Source organism: Photorhabdus viridis, assembly GCF_040256935.1.
GTDB classification, from domain to species: Bacteria; Pseudomonadota; Gammaproteobacteria; order Enterobacterales; family Enterobacteriaceae; genus Photorhabdus; species Photorhabdus viridis.
This window is the reverse complement of sequence record NZ_JBEJZY010000019.1, coordinates 27,917-53,884: the sequence shown is the minus strand read 5'-3', so window position 1 is coordinate 53,884 and position 25,968 is coordinate 27,917. Positions and strand designations below refer to the sequence as shown.

General features: G+C 43.3%; 22 protein-coding genes and 4 tRNA genes. 20 read left to right on the top strand and 6 right to left on the bottom strand.

What is annotated here, in order from left to right:
* Nucleotides 1-17: 17 nt before the first annotated feature.
* Nucleotides 18-1,514, bottom strand: a complete 1,497-nt coding sequence (gene gppA / locus ABR397_RS10250; RefSeq protein ID WP_350305688.1) for a guanosine-5'-triphosphate,3'-diphosphate diphosphatase — start codon at nucleotides 1,512-1,514, stop codon at nucleotides 18-20.
* An 8-nt stretch (nucleotides 1,515-1,522) separates the two neighbouring features.
* On the bottom strand, nucleotides 1,523-2,809 hold the full coding sequence (gene rhlB, locus ABR397_RS10245; RefSeq protein ID WP_350305666.1) for an ATP-dependent RNA helicase RhlB: 1,287 nt from the start codon (nucleotides 2,807-2,809) through the stop codon (nucleotides 1,523-1,525).
* A gap of 118 nt (nucleotides 2,810-2,927) precedes the next feature.
* On the opposite strand from rhlB, the gene trxA reads away from it, so the two are divergent.
* The 20 genes from trxA to ABR397_RS10145 all read left to right on the top strand — a co-directional run bounded on the left by trxA (nucleotide 2,928) and on the right by ABR397_RS10145 (nucleotide 21,400).
* Nucleotides 2,928-3,254 carry a thioredoxin TrxA gene (gene trxA / locus ABR397_RS10240; RefSeq protein WP_350305665.1) on the top strand — a complete coding sequence of 109 codons (327 nt, stop codon included), beginning with the start codon at nucleotides 2,928-2,930 and terminating at the stop codon, nucleotides 3,252-3,254.
* A 473-nt stretch (nucleotides 3,255-3,727) separates the two neighbouring features.
* Nucleotides 3,728-4,987, top strand: coding sequence for a transcription termination factor Rho (gene rho / locus ABR397_RS10235; RefSeq protein WP_023043607.1), 1,260 nt, complete (start codon nucleotides 3,728-3,730; stop codon nucleotides 4,985-4,987).
* A gap of 296 nt (nucleotides 4,988-5,283) precedes the next feature.
* A complete protein-coding gene (gene wecA / locus ABR397_RS10230) occupies nucleotides 5,284-6,369 on the top strand; it encodes a UDP-N-acetylglucosamine--undecaprenyl-phosphate N-acetylglucosaminephosphotransferase (protein ID WP_350305664.1) in 1,086 nt (361 codons plus the stop codon).
* Between the two features lie 27 nt (nucleotides 6,370-6,396).
* Nucleotides 6,397-7,452: an ECA polysaccharide chain length modulation protein gene (gene wzzE, locus ABR397_RS10225; RefSeq protein WP_350305663.1), complete on the top strand. Its 1,056-nt coding sequence runs from the start codon at nucleotides 6,397-6,399 to the stop codon at nucleotides 7,450-7,452.
* Nucleotides 7,453-7,580: 128 nt separating this feature from the next.
* Entirely contained in the window at nucleotides 7,581-8,702 is a 1,122-nt protein-coding gene (gene wecB / locus ABR397_RS10220; RefSeq protein WP_350305662.1) for a non-hydrolyzing UDP-N-acetylglucosamine 2-epimerase, read from the top strand.
* Nucleotides 8,703-8,706: 4 nt separating this feature from the next.
* Complete coding sequence (gene wecC / locus ABR397_RS10215; RefSeq protein WP_350305661.1) at nucleotides 8,707-9,969, top strand: UDP-N-acetyl-D-mannosamine dehydrogenase; 1,263 nt, start codon at nucleotides 8,707-8,709, stop codon at nucleotides 9,967-9,969.
* Complete coding sequence (gene rffG / locus ABR397_RS10210; protein ID WP_350305660.1) at nucleotides 9,966-11,036, top strand: dTDP-glucose 4,6-dehydratase; 1,071 nt, start codon at nucleotides 9,966-9,968, stop codon at nucleotides 11,034-11,036. Before wecC ends, rffG begins: the two co-directional genes overlap by 4 nt.
* Before the next feature lie 17 nt (nucleotides 11,037-11,053).
* Entirely contained in the window at nucleotides 11,054-11,935 is an 882-nt protein-coding gene (rfbA, locus tag ABR397_RS10205) for a glucose-1-phosphate thymidylyltransferase RfbA (RefSeq protein WP_350305659.1), read from the top strand.
* Nucleotides 11,913-12,653, top strand: coding sequence for a dTDP-4-amino-4,6-dideoxy-D-galactose acyltransferase (gene rffC / locus ABR397_RS10200; protein WP_350305658.1), 741 nt, complete (start codon nucleotides 11,913-11,915; stop codon nucleotides 12,651-12,653). The genes rfbA and rffC overlap by 23 nt, the downstream gene beginning before the upstream one ends.
* The gene (gene rffA, locus ABR397_RS10195) at nucleotides 12,640-13,770 is read left to right on the top strand and encodes a dTDP-4-amino-4,6-dideoxygalactose transaminase (RefSeq protein WP_350305657.1); all 1,131 of its coding nucleotides are present in this window, start codon (nucleotides 12,640-12,642) and stop codon (nucleotides 13,768-13,770) included. The genes rffC and rffA overlap by 14 nt, the downstream gene beginning before the upstream one ends.
* Before the next feature lies 1 nt (nucleotide 13,771).
* A complete protein-coding gene (gene wzxE, locus ABR397_RS10190) occupies nucleotides 13,772-15,022 on the top strand; it encodes a lipid III flippase WzxE (protein ID WP_350305656.1) in 1,251 nt (416 codons plus the stop codon).
* Nucleotides 15,019-16,104, top strand: a complete 1,086-nt coding sequence (locus ABR397_RS10185) for a TDP-N-acetylfucosamine:lipid II N-acetylfucosaminyltransferase (RefSeq protein WP_350305655.1) — start codon at nucleotides 15,019-15,021, stop codon at nucleotides 16,102-16,104. The genes wzxE and ABR397_RS10185 overlap by 4 nt, the downstream gene beginning before the upstream one ends.
* Nucleotides 16,101-17,480, top strand: a complete 1,380-nt coding sequence (gene wzyE, locus ABR397_RS10180; protein ID WP_350305654.1) for an ECA oligosaccharide polymerase — start codon at nucleotides 16,101-16,103, stop codon at nucleotides 17,478-17,480. Before ABR397_RS10185 ends, wzyE begins: the two co-directional genes overlap by 4 nt.
* Entirely contained in the window at nucleotides 17,471-18,208 is a 738-nt protein-coding gene (gene wecG / locus ABR397_RS10175; RefSeq protein ID WP_350305653.1) for a lipopolysaccharide N-acetylmannosaminouronosyltransferase, read from the top strand. The genes wzyE and wecG overlap by 10 nt, the downstream gene beginning before the upstream one ends.
* Before the next feature lie 242 nt (nucleotides 18,209-18,450).
* On the top strand, nucleotides 18,451-19,827 hold the full coding sequence (gene thrP / locus ABR397_RS10170) for a bifunctional threonine/serine APC transporter ThrP (RefSeq protein WP_350305652.1): 1,377 nt from the start codon (nucleotides 18,451-18,453) through the stop codon (nucleotides 19,825-19,827).
* A gap of 157 nt (nucleotides 19,828-19,984) precedes the next feature.
* A tRNA-Arg gene (locus tag ABR397_RS10165) sits at nucleotides 19,985-20,061 on the top strand.
* A gap of 75 nt (nucleotides 20,062-20,136) precedes the next feature.
* A tRNA-His gene (locus ABR397_RS10160) sits at nucleotides 20,137-20,212 on the top strand.
* A gap of 15 nt (nucleotides 20,213-20,227) precedes the next feature.
* Nucleotides 20,228-20,314 (top strand) — tRNA-Leu (locus ABR397_RS10155).
* A gap of 18 nt (nucleotides 20,315-20,332) precedes the next feature.
* A tRNA-Pro gene (locus ABR397_RS10150) sits at nucleotides 20,333-20,409 on the top strand.
* A gap of 688 nt (nucleotides 20,410-21,097) precedes the next feature.
* The gene (locus ABR397_RS10145; protein ID WP_350305651.1) at nucleotides 21,098-21,400 is read left to right on the top strand and encodes a TM2 domain-containing protein; all 303 of its coding nucleotides are present in this window, start codon (nucleotides 21,098-21,100) and stop codon (nucleotides 21,398-21,400) included.
* 105 nt (nucleotides 21,401-21,505) lie between these two features.
* Here the strand turns inward: ABR397_RS10145 and hemY are convergent, their stop codons facing one another.
* The 4 genes from hemY to hemC are packed head-to-tail and all read right to left on the bottom strand — an operon-like array spanning nucleotide 21,506 to nucleotide 25,550.
* Nucleotides 21,506-22,714 carry a protoheme IX biogenesis protein HemY gene (hemY, locus tag ABR397_RS10140; protein ID WP_350305650.1) on the bottom strand — a complete coding sequence of 403 codons (1,209 nt, stop codon included), beginning with the start codon at nucleotides 22,712-22,714 and terminating at the stop codon, nucleotides 21,506-21,508.
* A gap of 3 nt (nucleotides 22,715-22,717) precedes the next feature.
* On the bottom strand, nucleotides 22,718-23,851 hold the full coding sequence (hemX, locus tag ABR397_RS10135) for a uroporphyrinogen-III C-methyltransferase (RefSeq protein WP_350305649.1): 1,134 nt from the start codon (nucleotides 23,849-23,851) through the stop codon (nucleotides 22,718-22,720).
* A 20-nt stretch (nucleotides 23,852-23,871) separates the two neighbouring features.
* Complete coding sequence (gene hemD / locus ABR397_RS10130; RefSeq protein WP_350305648.1) at nucleotides 23,872-24,612, bottom strand: uroporphyrinogen-III synthase; 741 nt, start codon at nucleotides 24,610-24,612, stop codon at nucleotides 23,872-23,874.
* Complete coding sequence (gene hemC / locus ABR397_RS10125; protein WP_350305647.1) at nucleotides 24,609-25,550, bottom strand: hydroxymethylbilane synthase; 942 nt, start codon at nucleotides 25,548-25,550, stop codon at nucleotides 24,609-24,611. The genes hemD and hemC overlap by 4 nt, the downstream gene beginning before the upstream one ends.
* Nucleotides 25,551-25,968 lie beyond the last annotated feature (418 nt).

The following is a 25,968-nucleotide window of genomic DNA, read 5'->3' as shown; positions in this document are numbered from 1 at the left end:
ATGATTGAGCTTCGGTTTTAGCTAATCTGTTCTTCCAAAACAAGTGACCATTGAACATGACTTTGCCACTGAATTTCCTGCTGTAAAGATTCCGCCCGCAGAGGGTGCTGCATTAGCCAGCCATGAGGCAGCGTTACCCTCAGCGTTTCACCACTCACTTTTAAACTCAGAGCAGGGAGTGTGTTATCTCGGCGACGGTTGGTGAATATGATAGCCAACCGCAGCAGGCGGCATAAACGTTGAACTTGTCTCAGAGGCAAAGCGTTTTGTTGATTGAAGGAAATCAAATCAATCGTGCCACTTTGGTTCTTCAGCAGTGTGGCTAATAGTTTTTTCTGTGCGGGAGTATAGCCAGGGAGATCGAGGTAATTGATAAGATAGGCTGCGTGTGAGGGGGCTTGATGGAAATCAACACTTAGCCCAATTTCATGTATCATACAAGCACTCTGTAATAATTCATGACATCGGCTATCCAACCCCCAAGGTTTAGCAATTTGTTGTAAGAAGTGTTCAGCCAATTGCTTGACTCGTTGAGACTGTTCAGCATCCAACTGAAAACGACGTTGTATATTACGTAGGGTTCTGATGCGAATATCTTGTTCTATTGGCAAATCTAGCATGCCGTAGACAAGACCTTCTCGTAAAGCGCCTCCTGCAAGGATCATACTTTCAATATTTAATGCCTGAAAAATAGCTATCAAGATAGCAAGACCACTTGGGAAAACCAGAGCCCGCTCCAGCGTCAATCCCTCTATTTCCAGCTCTTCCAGCTTACCGCATTCAATTGCTTTATGTTTGAGTTTCTGGAGTTTTGGCAAAGTGATCAGCTCATCCATACCCTGAGCAATCATGATTTCTTGCAGAGCCTGAACGGTGCCGGAGGCTCCGACACAGATTTGCCAGCCTTGTTCGATAAGCTTTGGAGCAATAGTTTTCAGCGTTTCATGTGCGGCCGTTTCGGCTTTGGCGAAATTTTCTTCCGTTAGGCTGCGGTCATGAAAGTAGCATTCAAGCCAGGTAACACAGCCCATACTTAGGCTGGATAACTGGGTGGTTTTTGCCCTATTCCCAGTGACCAGTTCTGTACTTGCCCCGCCAATATCTACGACTAAACGTTTTTCAGGGCCGCCGGTTGTATGGGCAACACCTTGATAAATAAGCCGAGCTTCATCTTCGCCGCTGATTACTGTAACCGGGCAACCAAGGATTTCTGATGCTTTTTTCACAAATTCACCTGAATTTTCGGCGATACGCAAAGTTGCTGTAGCAACAACGCGGATTTGTGATGGTGGTATATCCTGTAAGCGTTCAGAAAAAACCCTGAGACATTGCCAACCTCTCTCCATTGCTTGTTGAGATAGGTGGTTATTTTTATCCAGTCCCGTGGCCAGTCTTACTTTACGTTTGATTCGTGCCAGTATCTGAATACTGCCGGATATTTCACGCACAACCAGCATATGGAAACTGTTTGAACCCAAGTCGATAGCCGCATAGAGCGAAGAAGAACTCAGCATCATTTAATTCAGCCTGAACGTTTACGGTTATTACGTGGTGTATTATTGCGATGCGATAAAGTATTACGGCGCTGATGGTTCCCTGAACGCGAACGGTGGCGGCGTTTAGGAACCGGTAAATCTTTCAGCAATGCATGACTGTTATATTTGCTGACAGGAATATGGTGCTGAATATAATCTTCAATCGCTGGCAGGTTCAGAGCATATTCTTCACAGGCCAGGCTGATTGAGTGGCCACTTTCACCTGCACGACCAGTACGACCAATGCGGTGAACATAATCCTCGCAGTCATCTGGTAAGTCATAGTTAAAAACATGGGTTACGGAAGGAATATGCAATCCGCGGGCTGCTACATCCGTTGCAACTAAAATATCAATGTTGCCGTTGCTGAATTCTTCTAGAATGCGTAATCGTTTTTTCTGTGCCACATCGCCGGTTAGCAGACCAACTCGATGCCCGTCAGCAGCCAGATGAGCCCAGATATCTTCACAACGATGTTTTGTGTTGGCGAAAATAATGCAACGATCAGGCCACTCTTCTTCCAATAACGTCTGAAGCAGGCGCATCTTCTCTTCATTAGAGGGATAAAACAGCTCTTCGCGGATGCGGTGCCCTGTTTTCTGTAACGGTTCCACCTCTACATATTCTGCATGGTTCATCTGCTCAAATGCCAGTTCCCGGACCCGGTAAGAGAGCGTGGCGGAAAACAGCAAGTTCATGCGCTCATTTGCAGGAGGCATCCGGCGGAATAGCCAGCGAATATCTTTGATAAAACCCAGATCGTACATACGATCAGCTTCATCAAGAACGACAACTTGAATTGCATTCAGGTTGATATGCTCTTGTTTGGCATAGTCAATCAAACGTCCGGTCGTGCCGATAAGAATGTCAACACCGGATTCCAGCACTTTCAGCTGCTTGTCGTAACCATCACCGCCATAGGCAAGGCCCATCTTTAATCCCGTTGCCTGTGCCAGATCTTCTGCATCAGAGTAAATCTGTACAGCCAGTTCGCGGGTAGGAGCCATAATCAGCGCTCTTGGCTGATTGGTCTGACGCTCCTTCGCTGCGGGATGAGTCAGTAAATAATGAAAAGCAGACGCCAAAAATGCTAACGTCTTCCCAGTACCGGTTTGCGCTTGCCCCGCGACATCACGACCTTCGACAGTGAAAGGCAATGTCAGTGCCTGTATCGGCGTACAATTAGAAAAACCCTTTTTATCAAGAGCTTCTATGACTTTGGGGTGCAAGGCGAAGTCGGAAAACTTCTTTTCTGTCAAGTGTGTTTTACTCATAGTGTGGTAGAATATCAGTTAACCATTGTTTTACGAAAGTGTATCCACTGAAATAAAGGCAAGCTTATGTCAGTAATGTTACACTAACATGGTAAAAAATTATTCTTTGGAGTAAAAAATGAGCGATAAAATTATTCATTTGAGTGATGTTAGCTTTGATACTGATGTGCTTAACGCCGCTGGTCCGGTTCTTGTCGATTTTTGGGCAGCATGGTGTGGACCATGTAAAATGATTGCACCTATCTTAGATGAAATCGCCCCAGAATATTCAGGTAAACTGACGATTGCTAAACTGAACATTGATGACAATCCGGCAACTGCTCCTAAGTATGGTATCCGTGGTATTCCTACACTGTTACTGTTTAAAGACGGTCAGGTTGCTGCTACCAAAGTGGGAGCACTGTCAAAAACTCAATTGAAAGAATTTTTGGATGCTAATCTCTGATTGAAGTAAGATCACATTAATACCGGACGTTTAGCTTATGCTATTATTTATTTCATTGACCGCTAGACGTCCGTAAAGAAGCGTGATAAGTTAGCGCCACTGCTTGTATCACATACATCTGTTAGGAGTATGTTGCATACTGAACAATCTGTAGTGTCTGATAAGTCTGTTATCTCTGGATAGTCTAAAGTATCCGATGGGTTATACGGGAATAATCTGGCGTATAGCTCGTTACGTTGAGATAGTTTTTTATAGAAATCAGTAATGTTTCAGCATTATCTCAACAGCGTTTTTGACAGCCTGTCAGTCTTATTTGAGCTCAATCTTAGTACTTCAAATTACTACCTTTTTATATGCATAATGTATTAAAGGTCTTATTTGTTTTTTGTACAAAATAAACAGGCACCGATGACGCTGCCATACTATTCACGTTCATAGTTCGAGATATACCCCGAGTTTAAGAACCCACCATTATGAATCTTACCGAATTAAAGAATACGCCGGTATCTGAACTGATTACACTCGGCGAAAAGATGGGGCTGGAAAGTCTGGCCCGTATGCGTAAACAAGATATTATCTTTTCTATCCTTAAGCAGCATGCGAAAAGTGGAGAAGATATCTTCGGTGACGGTGTGCTGGAGATATTGCAGGATGGATTTGGATTTCTCCGTTCAGCAGACAGCTCCTACCTTGCCGGTCCCGATGATATCTACGTTTCTCCCAGCCAAATCCGCCGTTTTAACCTCCGTACCGGTGACACAATTTCAGGTAAAATCCGCCCACCTAAAGAAGGTGAACGCTATTTTGCACTGTTGAAAGTTAATGAAGTTAACTTTGATAAACCAGAAAATGCCCGTAGCAAAATTCTTTTTGAAAACTTAACTCCTCTGCATGCTAATAATCGTTTGCGTATGGAGCGTGGTAATGGTTCCACTGAGGATCTGACTGCCCGTGTTCTGGATCTGGCTGCACCGATTGGCCGTGGACAACGTGGTCTTATCGTAGCGCCGCCAAAAGCGGGTAAAACCATGTTGCTGCAAAATATTGCTGCTAACATTGCTCACAATCATCCAGATTGTGTATTGATGGTACTTTTGATTGATGAACGTCCAGAAGAAGTAACCGAAATGCAACGTCTGGTGAAAGGTGAAGTTATTGCTTCTACTTTTGATGAACCTGCTTCCCGTCACGTTCAGGTGGCAGAAATGGTCATTGAGAAAGCAAAACGTCTGGTTGAACATAAAAAAGACGTTATTATCCTGCTTGATTCTATTACCCGTTTGGCTCGTGCTTATAACACGGTTGTCCCTGCATCCGGCAAGGTACTGACCGGTGGTGTAGATGCTAATGCGTTACATCGTCCAAAACGTTTCTTCGGCGCTGCACGTAATGTGGAAGAAGGTGGAAGCTTGACCATTATTGCGACTGCGTTGGTGGATACGGGGTCTAAGATGGATGAAGTGATTTACGAAGAGTTCAAAGGCACTGGTAATATGGAGCTGCTCCTCTCCCGTAAAATTGCTGAAAAACGTGTCTTCCCGGCTATTGATTACAACCGTTCTGGTACACGTAAAGAAAATCTACTCACTACGACTGAAGAGCTACAGAAAATGTGGATTCTTCGCAAAATTATTCACCCGATGGGAGAAATTGATGCGATGGAATTCCTTATCAATAAGTTGGCTATGAGTAAAACAAACGACGATTTCTTTGACATGATGAAACGTTCGTAGTTTCTCACTCACTTTACGATGATTTTAATAAGCGCCACGATTTCGTGGCGTTTTTTGCATCTACGATTATGGTGTTATGTAAATATGGTATGTATTTTGCATGAATTTCATATGCTGCCATTTTTCAATAAGTGCTACAAATATGATGTAAAAATTATTAATTTTTCTACAGTAAAAAGGAAGAATATCCTCACGAAATGGCGAATTTATGGGGTTTGGTTCTTGTCCAGAAAAACCATGTGCCTGTGGATAATAAATAACCAGGATATATTTGTTTTTCACGGAGAGTTTTTATCGTGAATATTCACAGTATGAGTATCGAAATTTTTTTCATCTTTTTGTTTTCTTTTGCATTTTTGTTCATGGCTCGTATCTTAGGAAAGAAAGTTGGCCTTGTTGATAAACCTAATTATCGTAAGCATCATCAGGGATTAGTGCCTCTGGTTGGTGGTATCACCATATTTATTGGAGTCTGTTTTGCTTTTGTTATAACAAACGAGTTCATACCTCATAAATGGCCGTATTTAATTTGTGCCACTTTACTGGTATTTGTTGGTGCATTGGATGACCGTTTTGACATCAGCGTTAAGATCCGGGCAACTATTCAAGCTCTGGTTGGTATTGCGATGATGTATTTTGCCGGCCTGAAATTAGACAGCCTTGGTTATGCTTTTGGCCCTTGGGACATGACACTTGGGCCGTTCAGTTATGTTGTGACTTTATTTGCTGTCTGGGCGGCCATCAATGCATTCAATATGGTTGATGGAATAGATGGATTGTTGGGTGGATTATCCTGCGTCTCTTTCGGTGCCTTGGGGATCTTACTTTATCAAAGTGGTAACACTGCACTGGCATTATGGTGTTTTGCATTTATTGCTAGCATTCTCCCTTATATTATTTTTAATCTTGGTTTATTAAGCCAACGTTTCAAAGTGTTTATGGGAGACGCAGGTAGTACATTGATTGGTTTTACAATTATCTGGTTGCTTATTGAATCTACTCAGGGGAATGAGCACCCTGTTAATCCAGTGACTGCATTATGGATTATTGCCATTCCATTAATGGATATGGTTGCCATTATGTACCGTCGGTTACGTAAAGGGATGAGCCCATTTTCTCCTGACAGACAACATATTCATCATCTGATTATGCGGGCTGGATTCTCATCACGTCAGGCATTTATCTTGATTACTGTTGCCGCAGCTTTATTCGCTGCTATTGGAATTATCGGGGAATGGTTGGAGTTTGTGCCTGAATGGGTAATGTTGGCACTTTTTTTGCTTGCATTTATGTTGTATGGCTATTGCATCAAGCACGCATGGCGGGTGGCTCGTTTCATCAAACGGCAAAAACGTCGTATGCGCCGTTCAGTTAACCATTAAATATCTATCTAGCAGGGGTTTTGTGCAGTGATAAAATCAGAAACGAAATCTATTCAGGATGAACAAGTTCTGGAACATGAACTGGATATCAGAGCTTTGTGCAGTGCTCTATGGTGCGGAAAGATATGGATTGTCGTACTGACAGTTATTTCCGCTGCTATAGCTCTTGGTGTGACATATCTGATGCAACAAAAATGGAGTGCAACAGCTACTACTGACCTGCCTACCACTAGTCATTTGGGGAGCTATTACTCTCAGCAGCAGTTTTTGCGCAATCTGGATACTCACATTAACATTTCACCGGAAACTCAGTTACCGTCTATTCCGGAAGAAGCTTATAAGGAATTCATTACTCAGGTCGCGGCATATGATACTCGTCGTGAATTCTGGTTAAAATCTGATTATTACAAGCAGCATCGGGAAGGTGATGTCAGAGTTGATGCGGCCTTATTAGATGAGTTAGTCAACAATATTCAGTTCATTCCTCATGATGATAAAAAAGTGTTGAATGACAGTATTAAACTGACAGCAGAGTCCTCTGCACAAGCAAATCAACTCTTGCGCCAATACATTGCTTTTGCTAACAGTCGCGCCAGCACTCATTTGAATGATGAAGTAAAGGATGCGTGGGTTACCCGCACCCAATCTATGCAAGCATTGGTTAAGCGCCAGGAAATGGTCGCTAAAGCGGTTTATAACCGAGAGATGAATGTGTTGCAGCAATCGCTGAAAGTTGCAGAAAAACAGGGGATCCGGCGTAATCAAACTGATACTCCGATGGATCAATTGCCTGATTCAAAAATGTTTATGTTAGGTGCGCCGTTGTTACAGGCTCAACTTGAAACTTTGGAAGCGACAGGTCCCAACTATGATATGGACTATGACCAGAATATTGCAATGTTAGCGACGTTAAATGTTGTCCCGACATTACAGGATCAATTCCAGACTTACCGCTATTTGAGAACACCAGAGGAGCCTGTTGCCAGAGACAGTCCTCGCAGAGTGTTTTTGATGGTCATGTGGGGCGCAGTTGGTACCTTGGTTGGTGCTGGCGTGGCATTGGTACGACGTTCACGTAAATAATCAAATAATTATATGAATAACTGCTTCTCAGAGATATTTTTTGCAACTCCCAAGAGCAGGATTGAATAGCATCAAAGAGTATTTTTTGCAGGAAAGCCTGCAACTTACTGACCAATAAGAGAGTCATTGTGAAAGTGTTGACTGTGTTTGGTACCCGGCCGGAAGCTATCAAGATGGCTCCGCTGGTACACGCATTGGCAAGGGATGAAGCCTTCGAAGCAAAAGTATGTGTCACTGCCCAACATCGGGAAATGTTGGATCAAGTGTTACATCTTTTTGAGATCACTCCCGATTTTGATCTCAATATTATGAAATCAGGGCAGGATTTAACGGATATTACATGTCGTATTCTGGAAGGATTGAAGCCCGTTTTGACAGAATTCAAGCCTGATGTTGTATTAGTTCATGGAGATACCACAACAACTATGGCGACCAGTTTGGCAGCGTTCTACCAGCGTATCCCTGTTGGTCATATTGAAGCTGGACTAAGAACCGGTGATCTCTATTCCCCTTGGCCGGAAGAGGCAAACCGTAAGATTGCCGGGCATCTGGCAATGTATCATTTTGCTCCGACGGAAAACTCCCGTAAGAATTTACAGAAAGAATCAATTACAGATAATCGGGTTTTTGTCACGGGCAATACGGTGATCGATGCGTTGTTGTGGGTACGCGATCGAATAATGAATAATGAAGCCATGCGGAATAAGTTGGCGAAACATTACCCGTTTATTGATACTAATAAAAAAATGATCTTGGTAACGGGTCATCGTCGTGAAAGTTTTGGTGGCGGATTTGTGCGAATTTGTGAAGCATTGGCACAGATAGCCCGCGCCCATCCAGAAGTACAGGTAGTCTACCCGGTCCATCTAAACCCGAATGTCAGTGAGCCGGTAAAGCGTATTTTGCATGATATTGATAACATCATTCTCATCGAACCACAGGACTATTTACCATTTGTCTATTTGATGAACCATGCCTATATGATCCTGACAGATTCCGGTGGAATTCAGGAAGAAGCGCCTTCTTTAGGAAAACCTGTGCTGGTGATGCGTAATACTACTGAACGGCCAGAAGCGGTGGATGCGGGAACGGTACGTCTGGTCGGGACAGAAACAAGAACTATTGTGGAGGAGGTGACTCGATTGTTGACAGACGATGCTGCCTATCAGCAAATGAGCCGTGCTCATAATCCTTACGGGGATGGCGATGCCTGTCAACGTATTCTTGACGCTTTGAAAAAAATCAGGTGACACTATGAGTTTTGAAACTATATCAGTTATCGGTCTTGGTTATATTGGTTTGCCAACTGCGGCAGCGTTTGCATCCCGCAATAAGAAAGTCATTGGGGTAGATGTTAACCAGCATGCGGTAGAAACGATTAACCGTGGTGCAATTCATATTGTAGAACCGGATCTGGACAAAGTGGTGAAAATTGCTGTGGAAAGTGGTTACCTGAAAGCAGAGGTTTCTCCGTTACCCGCAGATGCTTTTCTGATAGCTGTTCCAACCCCTTTTAAAGGTGATCATGAGCCGGATATGACATATGTCCGTTCTGCCGCTGAATCCGTGGCACGGGTTCTGAAAAAAGGTGATCTGGTTATTCTGGAATCTACCTCACCGGTGGGTGCGACAGAGCGGATGGCAGAATGGTTAGCGGCAGTGCGCCCTGATCTAACGTTCCCACAACAGGTGGGAGAGGAATCTGATATTGATATCGCTTACTGTCCTGAACGTGTATTACCGGGACAGGTTATGGCCGAGCTGATTAAGAATGACCGCGTTATTGGCGGTATGACGTCAAAATCTTCGGCCAGAGCCAGTGAACTGTATAAAATCTTCCTCGAAGGTGAATGTGTTATTACTAACTCAAAAACTGCGGAAATGTGTAAGCTGACAGAAAACAGTTTCCGGGATGTGAACATTGCATTCGCCAACGAACTTTCTCTAATTTGTGCTAAACAAGGCATCAATGTGTGGGAACTTATCAGTCTGGCAAACCGTCATCCCCGTGTAAATATTCTTCAGCCCGGCCCTGGAGTGGGGGGGCATTGTATTGCTGTTGACCCGTGGTTCATTGTTTCCCAAAACCCGGAACAATCACGTCTTATCCATACAGCACGTCTGGTGAATGATAGCAAGCCATTGTGGGTTGTGGATCAAGTAAAAGCAGCAGTTGCGGATTGTCTGGCTGAAAGTGGAAAGCGTGCAAGTGACGTGAAAATCGCCTGCTTTGGCCTGGCATTTAAACCAAATATTGATGATTTACGTGAGAGTCCAGCGGTGCATATCACTCGTATGATTGCTCAATGGCATGCAGGTGAGACATTGGCTGTAGAGCCTAATGTCCATGAATTACCCGCTTCCTTGAAAGGAATGACTCGATTGATTAACTTGGAAAAAGCGTTGGAAGACGCTGATATCTTGTTGATGCTGGTGGATCATAATCAGTTTAAAGCTGTAAATGGTTGTGAAATTAAACAGAAATGGATTGTGGATACAAAAGGAGTCTGGCGTTGAGACGTATTCTAATCACAGGTGGAGCAGGTTTTATTGGCTCCGCTGTTGTGCGGCATATCATTGATAATACAGAAGACAGCGTGATTGTAGTTGATAGCCTGACTTATGCTGGTAATCTAGAGTCTCTTGACTCTGTTGCGGATAGCACACGTTATGCTTTTGAACAGATTGATATCTGTCAGCGTGAAGCGCTGGATCGGGTTTTCGAACAGTATCAGCCGGATTGTGTGATGCATCTTGCGGCAGAAAGCCATGTAGATCGCTCTATTGATGGTCCTGCGGCATTTGTCGAAACCAACATTGTTGGTACCTATACTTTATTGGAATCTGCTCGGGCTTTTTGGCAGAAGCTGAGTAAAGAGAAACAAACAGCCTTTCGTTTTCATCATATTTCAACGGATGAAGTGTATGGGGATTTGCATGGTGAGGATGGTTTCTTTACTGAAACAACACCTTATGCGCCAAGCAGTCCATACTCAGCGTCCAAGGCATCCAGTGACCATTTGGTAAGAGCATGGCACCGTACTTATGGTTTACCGGCAATTATTACCAATTGTTCAAATAACTATGGTCCTTACCACTTCCCTGAAAAATTGATCCCATTAATGATTTTGAATGCATTAGCAGGCAAATCTTTGCCGGTATATGGCGAAGGGAAGCAAATCCGTGATTGGTTGTACGTGGAAGATCACGCCAGAGCGCTTTATTTGGTTGTAACAAAAGCTGAACCGGGTAAAACTTATAATATTGGCGGTCATAATGAACGTAAAAATATTGATGTGGTTTGTGCCATTTGTGAACTTTTGGAAGAGTTTTGCCCTGAGAAGCCAGCAGGTACTACTTATTATCGTGGCTTGATTACTCATGTCGCAGATCGTCCTGGCCATGATATGCGTTATGCCATTGACGCTGCGAAAATTGAGCTTGAGCTGGGTTGGAAACCACAGGAAACCTTCGAATCCGGGATTCGCAAAACAGTTCAATGGTATCTGGAAAATGAAAATTGGTGGCGTAGGGTTCAGGATGGATCTTATGCTGGTGAACGCCTTGGGTTGGGTGAAAACTAAGCTACTCTGGAGGAAGCATGAAAGGTATTATTCTGGCAGGGGGCTCAGGTACCCGGTTGCATCCGATAACACGGGGTGTTTCTAAACAACTACTGCCAATTTATGATAAGCCGATGATTTACTACCCTTTGTCAGTACTGATGCTGGCAGGGATACGTGATGTTCTGATTATCTCCACGCCAGAAGATTTACCTTCTTTCCGCCGACTGTTTGGCAATGGTGACGAATTTGGTATTCGTTTGAGTTATAAAGAACAGCCATCACCAGATGGTTTAGCTCAGGCTTTTTTGATTGGTGAAGAGTTTCTTAATGGGGAACCCAGTTGTCTGGTATTGGGAGATAATATCTACTTCGGACAAGCGTTTAGCCCAAAATTGAAGAAAGTTGTTTCCCGTAGAAAAGGGGCGACCATTTTTGGTTATCAGGTGATGGATCCTGAGCGATTTGGTGTGGTGGAGTTTGATGATGAGTTCCATGTTCTTTCTATTGAGGAAAAACCAGAAAAACCAAAATCAAACTGGGCGGTAACCGGTCTCTATTTCTATGATAATCAGGTTGTGGATTTTGCCAGGCAGGTAAAACCTTCTGCACGGGGTGAGTTGGAAATTACCAGTATTAACCAGATGTATTTGGAACGTGGTGAGTTGAATGTTGAACTGTTAGGGCGTGGTTTTGCCTGGCTGGATACTGGTACTCATGACAGCTTGATTGAGGCTAGCACGTTTGTGCAGACGGTTGAGAAACGTCAGGGTTTCAAAATCGCTTGTCTTGAAGAAATTGCTTGGCGTAATGGTTGGTTGGATGATGAGCAGTTAAGGAAGACAGCAAAATCCTTATTAAAAACAGGCTATGGTCAATATCTGCTGGATCTCCTTCATGTCCGTTCACGCCAGTATTGAACCATTAGAGTGGGATAGCCACTACTTCGGGCTGCCTACTGCCCGTCTTGATTTCACACCTGATGTCAGGTTGTTAACTTTACCTCAGTTAGAACAGTATGCTTTGGTCCAGGCCAAAGTGCCCGCACAACGCTTAGATCTTATTGATGGGTTATCCGCGTTGGGTTTTTTGCTGGTGGAGGGCGAAGTCGATCTTTCCTTAAGGATTGGCATAGAAAATGCTTATATTACTTGTAGTAACAACTTTTCTGAGAATGTGCTGATCCTGGCGGAACAGCGAGATATCCCGATGCTGAAAGAGGTAGCTGCCAAAATATTTTCTTTAAGCCGTTTCCGGGCTCCGTGGTATCAGCCGCAGGATAGTGGTCGTTTCTATGCTACCTGGGTTGAGAAAGCGGTATTAGGGACATTTGATCATCAATGTTTACTGGTAAATGGAGATAACGGGCAACCCGCAGGGTTTGTTACTTTGCGGGATTTAGGGAATGGTGAGGCTCGTATGGGGTTGCTGGCAGTATTTCCAGGAAATACCGGCCGTGGAATTGGTTCAAAATTAATGTCGGTGGCGCAACAGTGGTGTCAACACCATCAAATACAGCAATTAAGAATTGCGACACAAACCAGCAATATCGCTGCTTTGCGCCTTTATACACGCAGTGGTGCATTTATTGAAAACACTGCTTATTGGTTATACAGGGGACGAAATGATTCCATTTAACAGACCACCAGTAGTCGGCACTGAATTAGATTACATGAAGCAGGCAATGGAGAGCGGTAAGCTTTGTGGGGACGGTGGTTTTACCAAACGTTGTGAAGAGTGGATGGAACAACATTTCGGTAGCCCGAAAGTTTTGCTGACGCCATCTTGTACAGCTTCTCTGGAAATGGCGGCTATTTTGCTGAATATCCAGCCCGGTGATGAAGTGATCGTGCCGAGCTTCACTTTCGTTTCCAGTTCTAACGCGTTTGTACTGCGCGGGGCAACTATTGTTTTCGTGGATATCCGTCCAGATACCATGAATATTGATGAAACCAAAATCGAAGCTGCCATTACAGCTAAAACACGTGTGATTGTTCCGGTTCATTACGCTGGCGTGGCTTGTGAAATGGATACCATCATGGCTTTGGCAGAGAAATATAATCTGTTTGTCGTGGAAGATGCAGCTCAGGGGGTAATGTCTACTTATAAGGGGCGCGCACTGGGAACTATTGGACACATTGGTTGCTACAGTTTCCATGAAACCAAAAACTACTCTTCTGGTGGTGAAGGCGGTGCAGCACTTATCAATGATGAATCCCTGATCTCCCGTGCTGAAATCGTCCGTGAAAAAGGAACTAATCGTAGCCAGTTTTTCCGTGGTCAAGTTGATAAATACACTTGGCGCGATATTGGTTCCAGTTATCTGATGTCAGATCTTCAAGCTGCTTATTTGTGGGCACAACTCGAAGAAGCTAAGAAAATCAATGAACGTCGTCTTGCTTTGTGGAATACCTATTATCAGGCATTAAAACCGCTGGCTGATGCTGGTTACCTGACATTACCTGTAGTACCGGAAGGATTGGAGCATAATGCCCATATGTTCTATATCAAGCTGAAAGATGTTGAAGAACGTTCTGCATTCAATAGCAATATGAAAGATGCTGGCGTACTGACGGTATTTCATTATGTTTCTCTGCATACCAGCCCGGGCGGTGAAAAATTTGGCCGTTTCCACGGAGAAGATCGCTTTACTACCAGTGAAAGTGACCGTTTGGTACGTTTGCCAATGTTTTACAACATAACAGATGCTGAGCAGCAGATTGTTATCGAACATATCAGGGAATACTTCGCCTGATATGTCATTGGCTAAAGCATCAATATGGACTGCAAGCTCTACATTGATAAAAATCGGTGTGGGGCTTTTAATCGTTAAATTATTGGCTGTTGCTTTCGGCCCTAGCGGGGTTGGGCAGGCGGGTAATTTCCGTCAGCTCATTACTGTCCTTGGGGTGTTGGCTGGCGCCGGTATTTTTAATGGTGTGACTAAATATGTTGCTGAGAATCAGCAGCAACCGGAAAGGTTGCGTGCGGTACTGGGTACTTCTTCTGCCATTATTCTCGGGTTTTCCACTCTGTTGGCCGTCATTTTTTTGTTGTTTAGCGGGCCGATCAGTATTGGGTTATTTGGTCATAGGGATTATGAGCCGGTTGTGCAGGCGATCGCATTTATTCAAATGGGAATTGCCTGTGCCAACTATTTTCTGGCTATTTTGAAAGGATACCGGGATGCTCAGGGGAATGCGCTGGCGATTATTCTCGGTAGTTTGATAGGCGTGATTGCCTATTATCTCTGTTTCACCCTTGGTGGGTATGAAGGCGCTTTAGCTGGTCTGGCCTTAGTGCCGGCACTGATAATATTTCCAGCGGGATTGATGCTTTTGCGTCGCAAAGAGATTTCATTCTCATATCTTAAGCCCATGTGGGATAAGGTACTGGCTAGCGAGCTCGGTAAATTTACCCTTATGGCTCTATTGACTTCCATTACCTTACCGGTTGCTTACATTATGATGCGAAACCTGCTGGCAGCGCATTATAGCTGGGATGATGTGGGTATTTGGCAGGGCGTAAGCAGTATTTCCGATGCTTACCTGCAATTTATCACAGCTTCTTTCAGTGTTTATTTGTTGCCAACGCTTTCTCGATTGCAGGGTAAGGGTGAAATATCGAATGAGATAGTTAAGGCGCTGAAATTTGTTTTGCCTGCTGTGGCATTTGCAAGTTTTACCGTATGGTTATTACGCGATTTTGCTATCTGGTTGCTATTTTCTGACAAATTTACTGCTATGCGCGATTTGTTTGCTTGGCAATTGATTGGTGATGTATTGAAAGTGGGCGCGTATGTTTTTGGTTATCTGGTGATTGCCAAAGCGGCATTGCGTTTTTATGTGCTGACTGAAGTCAGCCAGTTTTTGCTGCTTACTGGTTTTGCCCACTGGCTGATTCCTACTAATGGAGCGTTAGGTGCAGCGCAAGCTTATATGGCAACTTATGTTGTTTATTTCACCCTTTGCTGTGGTGCATTTCTTATTTATTGCAGGCGAGCATGACAACCCTAATTCACGTTCTGGGGTCTGATATCCCCCATCATAATCGAACGGTATTGCGCTTTTTTAATGATGTTTTAGCGCAAGAAATTGGTTTTTCAGCTAAACCAAAGTTTATGGTAGTGACTAGGGATCGAGCTTCATTGGATGATTGCCCGGCATTGGATATGGCATTTTTCGACAGTAAAAAATCTCTGTCTCAAGCCGTTATTGCTCAAGCGCAGTCAGACAGGGATTGCCGATTTTTTTTTCATGGGCAATTTAATGCGGGTTTGTGGTTAGCGTTGTTATCAGGGAAAATCAAACGCAATCAATTCTGGTGGCATGCTTGGGGCGCCGATCTTTATGAAGACTCTTGTCAGTTAAAATTCCGTCTGTTTTATTTTCTGCGTCGTCTGGCACAGCGTCGGATAGGGCATGTATTTGCGGTTCGTGGAGATCTCTATTTTTATTCTCAACATCATCCGAAAGTACCGACGTCATTGCTCTATTTCCCAACCAGAATGGACCCTGCCTTGACGATTGCAGAAAAAGCTCCTTCTGATGATGACAAGATGACAATTTTGTTGGGGAACTCCGGTGATCGATCAAACCGTCATATTACTGCACTGAAAGCTATTCATAAGCAGTTTGGCGATAAGGTACAAATAGTCATCCCAATGGGTTATCCGGAAAATAATCAGGCTTATATTGAGCAGGTTGAACAGTCTGCTTTATCGCTGTTCCGACCGGAAAATTTAAGAATTCTTAAGAAAAATATGGCGTTTGATGATTATTTGGCATTGTTGCGTCGTTGTGATTTAGGGTATTTCATTTTTAACCGCCAGCAGGGGATTGGAACAATTTGTTTGTTGATACAATTTGGTGTGCCGCTTGTGCTTAGTCGTCAGAATCTTTTTTGGCAGGATTTAACAGAGCAGCAGGTTCCAGTATTTTTCTTCGGTGATCCTTTAGATAGCCAACTAATTACAGAAGCACAACGGCAGATGCTTTCCTTAGATAGAAATGCGATAGCTTTCTTCAGCCCAAATTTTGTTGATGGCTGGCGGCAAGCGCTGGTAAACGCGGTAGGAGAACAGCAATGACTTTAACGCAATTTGGCGGATTATTTGTTGTTTATCTGATATCACTGGTTTTTATCCTGACACTAACTTATCAGGAATTCCGGCGTGTACGCTTTAATTTTAATGTGTTTTTCTCATTGCTTTATTTGCTGACATTTTATTTTGGTTTTCCTCTGACATGCTTGCTGGTTTTTCAATTCGATGTTGAGGTGGTACCTGTAGACTCCTTATTACACGCTCTGCTAGCTTCAACTTGTTTTTATGGAATTTATTACATCAGTTATAAAACCCGGTTAAGAAAGCCGTCTATGCAGCTTAAAACACCTGTATTCACTATGAACCGAGTAGAAACTAACTTCACATGGTTATTGTTGGTATTGGTTGCGGTTGTGACCGTTGGGCTGTTCTTTATGCAAAATGGTTTTCTATTGTTTAAATTACAGTCGTACAGTCAGATTTTTTCCAGTCAGGTTTCCGGTGTTGCCCTGAAACGGTTCTTTTACTTCTTTATTCCTGCTATGTTAGTGGTTTATTTCCTGAAACCGACACAATTACGTTGGTTGTTTTTTCTGATGAGCACGGTTGCTTTTGGGATTCTGACTTATGTCATTGTTGGGGGAACAAGGGCTAATATTATTATTGCGTTTGCGTTATTCCTGTTTATCGGCATTGTTCGTGGTTGGATAACCTTGTGGATGCTGATGACTGCGGGAGCAATGGGAATTGTTGGCATGTTTTGGTTGGCGCTCAAACGTTATAGCCTGGATGTCAATGGTGCAGAAGCGTTTTATACCTTCCTCTACCTCACTAGGGATACTTTCTCTCCGTGGGAAAATCTTGCGTTACTGCTGAATAACTATGACAAAATCGATTTTCAGGGGCTGGCGCCGATTATCCGTGATTTCTATGTTTTTATTCCAAGCTGGCTCTGGCCTGGGCGCCCTGATGCAGTGTTGAATTCTGCGAATTACTTCACCTGGGAAGTGCTGGATAACCACTCTGGTCTGGCAATCTCCCCGACTTTGATAGGTTCTCTGGTGGTTATGGGCGGGGTACTGTTTGTTCCGGTTGGTGCGATTGTTGTTGGGTTGATAATTAAGTGGTTTGACTGGATTTATGAGTTAGGTAAACAGGAAACTAATCGTTATAAAGCCGCTATTTTACAGGCATTCTGCTTTGGCGCGATCTTCAACATTATAGTCCTGGCTCGTGAAGGATTGGATTCATTTGTTTCCCGTGTGGTATTTTTCTGTATTATTTTTGGTTTGTGTCTGGTGGTTGCTAAGTTGTTATATTGGCTACTTGAGAGTGCAGGACTTATTAGAAAATATCTGACCAGCAACCTAGCTGTATCGCAAAAACATCCGTTGCAATGTAAGGAAAGAAAATGGAGCTAAACAATATCCCCAAATATAGTATTCGTGGTTTGAATATTTGGGGCTTCCGCGATATGGCACACTTTCTTGACCATATTTTCCAACGTGGGCAGGTAAAAACCGGTACTCTGATTGCGGTTAATGCGGAAAAAGTTCTGACAGCAGAGGAAGATAAGGCGTTGAGTACACTGTTGGGAGAAGCAGAGTATCTGTATGCCGATGGTATCAGTATTGTACGTGCCATCCGCCGTAAATACCCTGATGCTGAAGTTTCCCGCGTAGCCGGTGCTGATCTGTGGGAAGCTATCATGGAGCGTGCTGGCAAAGAAGGCACCCCCGTTTTTCTGGTTGGAGGTAAACCAGAGATATTAGAACAGACGGAAAACAAACTGCGGACTCAGTGGAACGTCAATATCGTTGGCAGTCGGAATGGTTATTTCACGCCAGAAGAGCGTAATGTTGTTTTTGAGCGGATTCATACCACTGGGGCAGCAATTGTGACAGTTGCAATGGGGTCGCCTAAGCAAGAAATTTTCATGCGTGACTGCCGTAAAATTCATTGCGATGTTCTCTATATGGGAGTTGGTGGTACTTATGACGTATTCACCGGCCACGTAAAACGTGCGCCAAAAGTATGGCAGAAGCTCGGGCTTGAGTGGTTTTATCGTTTGTTATCACAACCAAGCCGTATCCGTCGTCAGTTTAAGTTACTGAAGTTTTTGGGATATTACTACCGCAATCGTCTGTAAATATGTTGTCTGCCTGCCGTATAACAATTTGCGGCAGGCTGTTAAAAAATTCATTTCACAACATCTATATAACCGTTTGATCCTGCCGGGCTTTTATCATCTGTACTAATTATTAGGTAATTTTTTATTCCACTGAGCGGAAAAACGTGTTTTGATCGCTGCCATTTTTATGGCTGGCCAAAACCAGTCTTGTATATTTTGATTATTGCACATTAAAACACATAACAATGGACAGGGAATTTATGGCAGATCAACAACAGGGCCTGCAACGAGGTTTAGAAGCCCGTCATATCGAGCTAATCGCATTAGGCGGAACTATTGGTGTTGGTCTGTTTATGGGCTCAGCCAGCACGTTGAAATGGGCTGGCCCTTCTGTTTTGCTGGCTTACATTATTGCCGGAATTTTTGTTTTCTTCATTATGCGATCCATGGGTGAAATGCTGTTTCTTGAGCCTGTCACGGGTTCTTTCGCTTCTTTTGGTCATAAATATCTTAGCCCATATTGGGGATGCTTGACCGCTTGGGGTTATTGGTTCATGTGGGTGGCAGTAGGGATATCAGAAATAACAGCTATCGGTGTTTATGCTGAGTTTTGGTTTCCCGAGCTTCCTCAATGGGTATCAGCATTGATTGCGGTGGCATTAGTCGCTTTAGCGAACCTCGCAGCAGTACGTCTTTATGGTGAACTGGAATTTTGGTTTGCCATGATTAAAGTGACCACAATTATCGTCATGATCCTGATTGGCCTGGGATTGATATTTTTTGGTATTGGTAATCAATGGCAACCTATTGGATTGGATAATCTGACTGCTCATGGCGGTTTCTTTGCTGGTGGTTGGCAAGGGTTTCTATTTGCGCTTTGTATTGTTGTTGCATCCTATCAGGGAGTGGAACTGGTAGGCATCACTGCGGGTGAAGCCAAAAATCCACAGGTTACGTTGAAAAAAGCGATTAACAATATTCTCTGGCGTATCCTGATTTTCTACGTGGGTGCGATCTTTATTGTCGTTACTTTGTTTCCGTGGATAGAAGTTGGTTCACAGGGCAGCCCGTTTGTGATGACCTTTACCAAAGTGGGTATCACTTCAGCGGCGGCTGTGATTAACTTTGTTGTATTGACCGCTGCACTTTCTGGTTGTAACAGTGGTATGTACAGCGGTGGACGGATGCTCTATGCATTGGCGCAAAACCGTCAGTTACCTTCATCGCTGACAAAATTGTCAAAGAATGGTGTGCCGGTAATCGGGATTGCCATTACAATTTTGTGCTTGCTGATAGGTTCCAGTTTGAATTACCTGATCCCAAATCCACAGGCAGTTTTTGTTTATGTTTACAGTGCCAGTGTACTGCCGGGAATGGTTCCGTGGTTTGTTATTCTGGTGAGTCAGTTGCGTTTTCGTCAGTACCACCAAGAGGCTCTGAAGCAACATAGTTTTAAATCTATCCTGTTCCCCTATGTGAATTATCTGACACTGGCATTTTTATGCTGTGTGTTGATAGGCATGGCAATTAACCCGGATACTCGTTTCTCATTGCTGGTAGGTGGAGGTTTTCTGCTGATAGTGTCGCTGATTTATTGGTTAGTGAGGTTTTTTAGCAGTAAAAAATTAAAACCCTGATAGGCTGATTTGTGATAGCCGCAGTAGTGGGTAGGGGAAATAAGAGCGGGCTTTATCAACGAAGTGAGCAAGGTGTAATCAAACGCATCATTTCTTAAAAAAAGCACTGGACAGTATATCATTAAATCCGTACTATCCCCATCCGCAACGGCGTTAAGCGCCCGTAGCTCAGCTGGATAGAGCGCTGCCCTCCGGAGGCAGAGGTCTCAGGTTCGAATCCTGTCGGGCGCGCCATTAATTTGCGTGCAAGAGCTGCGGTGATATTTCCGCTGTTTGTAAGTTGTATCTAGTAGTAAAATAGCTGTTATGGTGGCTATAGCTCAGTTGGTAGAGCCCTGGATTGTGATTCCAGTTGTCGTGGGTTCGAGTCCCATTAGCCACCCCATCTTTTTTATGACACGCGAGGGTGGCGGAATTGGTAGACGCGCTAGCTTCAGGTGTTAGTGTCCTTACGGACGTGGGGGTTCAAGTCCCCCCCTTCGCACCATAAAAAAGAAAAAAATTTCGGCGAGTAGCGCAGCTTGGTAGCGCAACTGGTTTGGGACCAGTGGGTCGGAGGTTCGAATCCTCTCTCGCCGACCAAATTCTGAAGAACCCTGCAATGCAGGGTTTTTTGCTCTCTCCCTTCCTATTTCTTGTTTCCCCTTCTGTCCATTACTCGCAGTGTGTGCTTTATTCGATTTCAGTTCAGTGAATTATTTTTCCGACATTAACTACTTGTTTTGTATAATGATTTTTTATCTTGTTGTATTTTGACGACGATTGATATATTAGCTGTCTCAAATAAGAGACTTGTAACATATTGAATTAAAATAAAAAATAATAAATGTGTTATACATTGTCTCAAATAAGAGACAGTCAATGACGTGGATTTTATGATGATTTGCTTTCTCGTTGTAATAAATAGAGAAATAACCGATGAGGCTAAGCGACTTATCATCTGGATAAAAGTTGGCATGTTAAATGCATTACTACAAACGTAGATGCTCATCCTATTTCTTATGACAGCACATGCTTCATAAACCCAGGGATGATGCAGAGCTGATTATCGGTGCCTATTGTCCATGTCACAGATGAGTAAGATATAGCCATCTTTTCATCGCCGATCGGACTTAACGTTGAGTGAGGCACTATCCGTCTGTAGACCTGATTGTATTTGTACACCTATCTTTATTTCTAGGATAGGTGTTTTTTTTTGCCTATCGTAGGGATATCTCTGATAGATTTATATATTGTTTAGTTCTTCCTAACCTATTTAAAGGAAATATAGATGTCAAAAATGATCGGATGCCTTGGTTGTGGTCAAATGTTGCATGAATCTGCGCAATCATGCCCGCATTGTGGTGCGGTGATAAAGGCATATTCTTCTGGCAGTAAAAGCAGAATTGTTGCTGCGCTACTGTCATTTTTTCTTGGCGGTTTTGGTGCTCATAAATTTTATCTGGGTAAAATCGGCATGGGGATTTTATATCTATTGTTTTGTTGGACATTTATCCCTTCGTTTATCTCATTTATTGAATTTATTATTTATCTTTGCACTTCTGATGAAGATTTTGCCAGAAAATATGGCTAGAAAAATGCCCTCTATGAGGGCCTTTTTAATCAATGGCATGAATGACGTGTAAAGGAATATTGATCACATAGATCATAAAACTCTGGTGTTAAATGTCTCCTGACACTATTGGTTATTCGCTACATCACTCTCGCGCTTTAAAGTTAGCACCAATCCCTCACGGCGAACCTGTGCCGCTTCTTCCGGTTTGCGTAACTTATCTAATGCATCTGCTAACCAGGCATAATCATGGGCATCTGGCCGCTGATCTAATGCGGCTTTAAAATCTTTTGCTGCTTTTTCCCATTCTCCGTGACGCAAAGCAACCTGTCCAAGAGTACTGTTTAGCAGAGGGGTTACGCCATGTTGTTTTAACTGATGGTCTAACGCTTTTTGTACCGGTTTTGGATCTTCACTTTTTAACCGTGGAATCAACAACAATAAACGTTCATCGTATTGACGTTTTAAACTTTCCAGGATGATTTTTTGTGCAGTTTCATGATCATCGCATTCAATCAAATGTTCAGATATTGCAACCTGCAAAACCACATCATGGCGAATTTTACGGCTTTGATCATGCCACCAGTGTTTTAAACCTTCGTTTCCTTGTTCTGCCATATGCTGATTCATCAGACCGATATAGGCTTGTTGACGCAGCTTGTGAATTTGTGATTCATCATGCAGATGGATTTTATCCATTGTTGGTAATATATCAATCAGTGACTGGTAAGCTCCCGATCTTGTATAAGCCTGTTCAGCCAGGCGTAAAACTTCTGGATGGCGTGAAGCTTGATTCAGAAGTTTGTCTATACCGTGGCGAGCTGCATGAATTTCACCTTGTGCTAGTTGAATACGTACACGGGTAATATCCACAGGTAACTGATTATTATCTGCGACTTCTGCCGCACGTTCCAGATACTGATTGGTACGGAATTCATCTCCACGTTGTTGAGCTGCTTCGGCTGCCAGCAAGTAGTTGACTACAGGTTGTTCTGCATGATCAGCATTACGGGTCAGTAATTGCTCAACTTGTTTAAAATCTCCTTCGGCCAGTTTAATTAGCGCTTCTTTTGTTTGAGCATGAGCGCGGTTGCGTTTACGTCCGAGGAACCAACCACGGGTACGGGAACCTGTACGCATGACTCTGCGGTAGCACCAGCCAAGGAAGCAGAGCGCCATTTGTAACAGAACAAATATAATGAACAGACCGGTAACACTGGTTTCAATATTGTAGTTGTCAGTCTGAATCAGAACATATCCCTGATGACCCGCAACGATTGGGCCAAGCACAATACCAACAATCAGTACAACAAACAGTAATAAAACTTTCAGCATAACTTAGCCCTCCTGATGGGTTTCAGAGGACTGGGACAGCAAGTTGCGAACCCGGGTTTGCATCAGTTTTTCCAGTAAAGGCTGACTTGAAAGATGATCGGGTACCGTCATGGAAACAGGTTGCTGACTGAGTGAATCAATTTCTTCCAGGAATGCTTTGGTGTTTGGATCGTTGATATCAAAGTAAGCTCTGACCCAGGTTGAAACCGTTTCCAGTGATTGTTTAAAAACTTCACCCTGATGACGCGGTATTGCTTGAGCGGCAATCAACAGGCGGGCACGAATGTTCTCCCGTAGATAGATATCCTGATTTGGCGCTAGTAATGGTTCTGCTGTGGTATCGCGGCGACGGATAGTAATAAAATTATCCATAAAACTGTTCCAGCTTTTATTCAGATTTTGACGCCATTCAGATAATGTGCCGGTTAATTCATCATTGTCTTCATTCATAGGTGAACCATCAATTGTGTTGTCAGCCAGACGCAGGTTATCTACTTGGTTCGAGAGTTGGTTCACCCGCAGGATGGCGCCATCAAAATCAACCTGATTGATGGCTGATAATGCGCTGATGTCCTGTGTAATTGCCCGACGGATTTCAATCAGGCTTGGATCATTCATCTCAGCGAGACTGGCATCTGCATTTTTCAGGAGGGCTGCGGCGGTGATGACATCTTGATCATTCCATAATTTCCGTCCAGCCATTTTGACCAAAAAGTCAGCTTGCGCCAGTAGCCAGCTTTTTACGTCAGAACTGGATAACGAAGAGATTCTGGCTTGTAACTCTTGCAGGCGATTATCCAGTTGAGCATGTTGTGCTGCTTGTGCGGCAAAATGGTTTAAAGCTTGCGATTGTTCTTTGAACAGAATTTCAATACGTTGTTTATCTTGTGATTGCTGTTGTTTTAATGATTCCAATTGCTGGCGTAGTTCATGGTTTTCCACGCGGAGTAAATGGCTTTGTTGTTGTCCGTAGTAATAAAGACCGCCGCCGATTGCCAGAATAATTGCAATAGTAATGATACTTTTCAGTGTGCCAGAACGTTCTTGTTTTTGAGACGCTGTTTCGGGCTGTTGCGAGTTTTCAACCGTATTTATTGTTTTTTCAACCGTCTCGGCGGACTGTTTTTGTTCCGTCATAGTGGGCATCCCATGTCAGTTTATTCTAGTGCCTGAATTAAGGCATCGTTGTCTGCACTTTTTGCAACTTTAACATTTTGCCAGCCCAGGCTCTGGGCGATGTGTGCAAGACGCTCGCTTACTACAACAAGGCGGCAATTTAATAACCACCCATTCCGATCACTTTCGGGTATTAAGTTATATAACAGTTGCAGTATTTCGCCACTGGTTACAATTAAAGTCTGTACTCCATATTTTTTCCAATGGGCGCTGAATTCTGCTGCTGGATAGTCTACTGGTTGGCGAAGATAGCATTCACAATAACTAATTGAGGCCCCTCTTTCTGTCAACGTGCGGGCAATAACCTCACGTCCGCCATTTCCTCTGAGTAGCAAAGCCTGTTTATTTTCAACCTGATGTAATGATGGTAGTTCCAGCAGGATTTCGCTGGTTTCACCCTCTGATGACCAGATGACATTTATATCAGTCAGTTGATGAAAGGCCAGTGCGGTTGATCTGCCAATAGCATAATAAATCAGCTTGTCAGGCCATAACAGATTAATTTTATTTAACTGTGAATTTGCATAATGAACTGCATTTTTTGACAACAAAAATACCATATCACCGGTATTCAGCTGATTGACCTTTTCAGCTAACTGTGGCAGCTCTGAGCCTGGGTGAATATTGATTAAAGGTGCGCTGAAAGCAGTTTTTCCCTCTGCTTGTAACTTTCTGACTAATTCCTCTCCGGCAGGATAAGGCCGTGTCACAAGAATACTCATGTGGGAGGATTTCCTTGATAAACATCGGCCAGAATTGCTCTCGCTCCCCGTTCCAGCAACTCTTCTGCCAGTTCAACCCCTGCTTGGCTGGCATCTTTTGGTAAGGCTGTTCTCTCACCACGAATAATAACGCTGCCATCCGGCGTTCCAACTAATGCCCGTAGCCAGATTTTTCCATCCTGCCAGATGGCATAGCTGCCTATTGGTACTTGGCAGCCGCCTTCCAGGCGGGTATTCATCGCCCGTTCGGCAAGAACACAGATTTCTGTATCATAATGATTTAATGGTGCCAGTAGAGCTTGTGTTTGCTGATCGTCAAGGCGGCATTCAATTCCCACGGCTCCTTGACCAACGGCAGGTAATGATTGTTCTACAAACAATGGCGTACGGATACGTTCATGCAGTTTTAACCTTTTCAATCCTGCAACAGCGAGAATGATGGCATCGTGATGACCATTATCCAACTTATTCAGGCGGGTGCCGACATTACCCCGAAGGTCACGGATAATCAGGTCGGGACGTAATTCACGGAGTTGACACTGACGGCGTAAACTAGATGTGCCGACAATGCTGCCTATTGGTAGTTCATCAAGAGAGTTATATTTGGTAGAAACAAAAGCATCGCGCGGATCATCACGTTCACAAATAGTGACTAAGCCCAGTCCTTCAGGAAAAGAGATCGGTACATCTTTCATTGAATGAACCGCGATATCGGCCCGGTCTTCAAGCAGAGCCAGCTCTAATTCTTTGACAAATAGCCCCTTACCGCCCACTTTTGCCAGAGGGGTGTCCAGAATGATATCGCCTTGGGTTACCATCGGAACCAGTTGAACTTCCAAGTCTGGGTGATGTTGCTGTAATTTTTGTTGAACATAAAGTGCCTGCCACATAGCCAGAGGGCTTTGACGGGTTGCGATACGGATGTTTTTTGTTGACATAGATGTTTGTATTTCTCAGGCTCTTCAGCCGTCATATAAATGAAAAACTAGCACTCGTTTTAACACTTCAGCAGCTTTTTTTCCAGTTAAGGGCTGAGAAGAAAATATGCAGATTAGGTTAAAGAATAAAATAAATTTTAATTTTTAAATTATTTTGTATCAATATAAGTAGATTAATTTAAATATGAGTTAACTTTTCCAGTAAATTATTTTTGTTATTAGAAAATTTTGAATGAAAAGAATGACTAATTAAAATATAGCTAATGGATAGTTTTTATGAGGCTACTGATGAAAAAACATTAGATACATTACTTGAAAAATAGGCAGAGAAAATTTCCTTCCATAAAAGAAAGTATAAAAAGTAGGGTTTTTCTGATTATTCATATATATAACAATATGTTATTTGGTTTTTCAACGG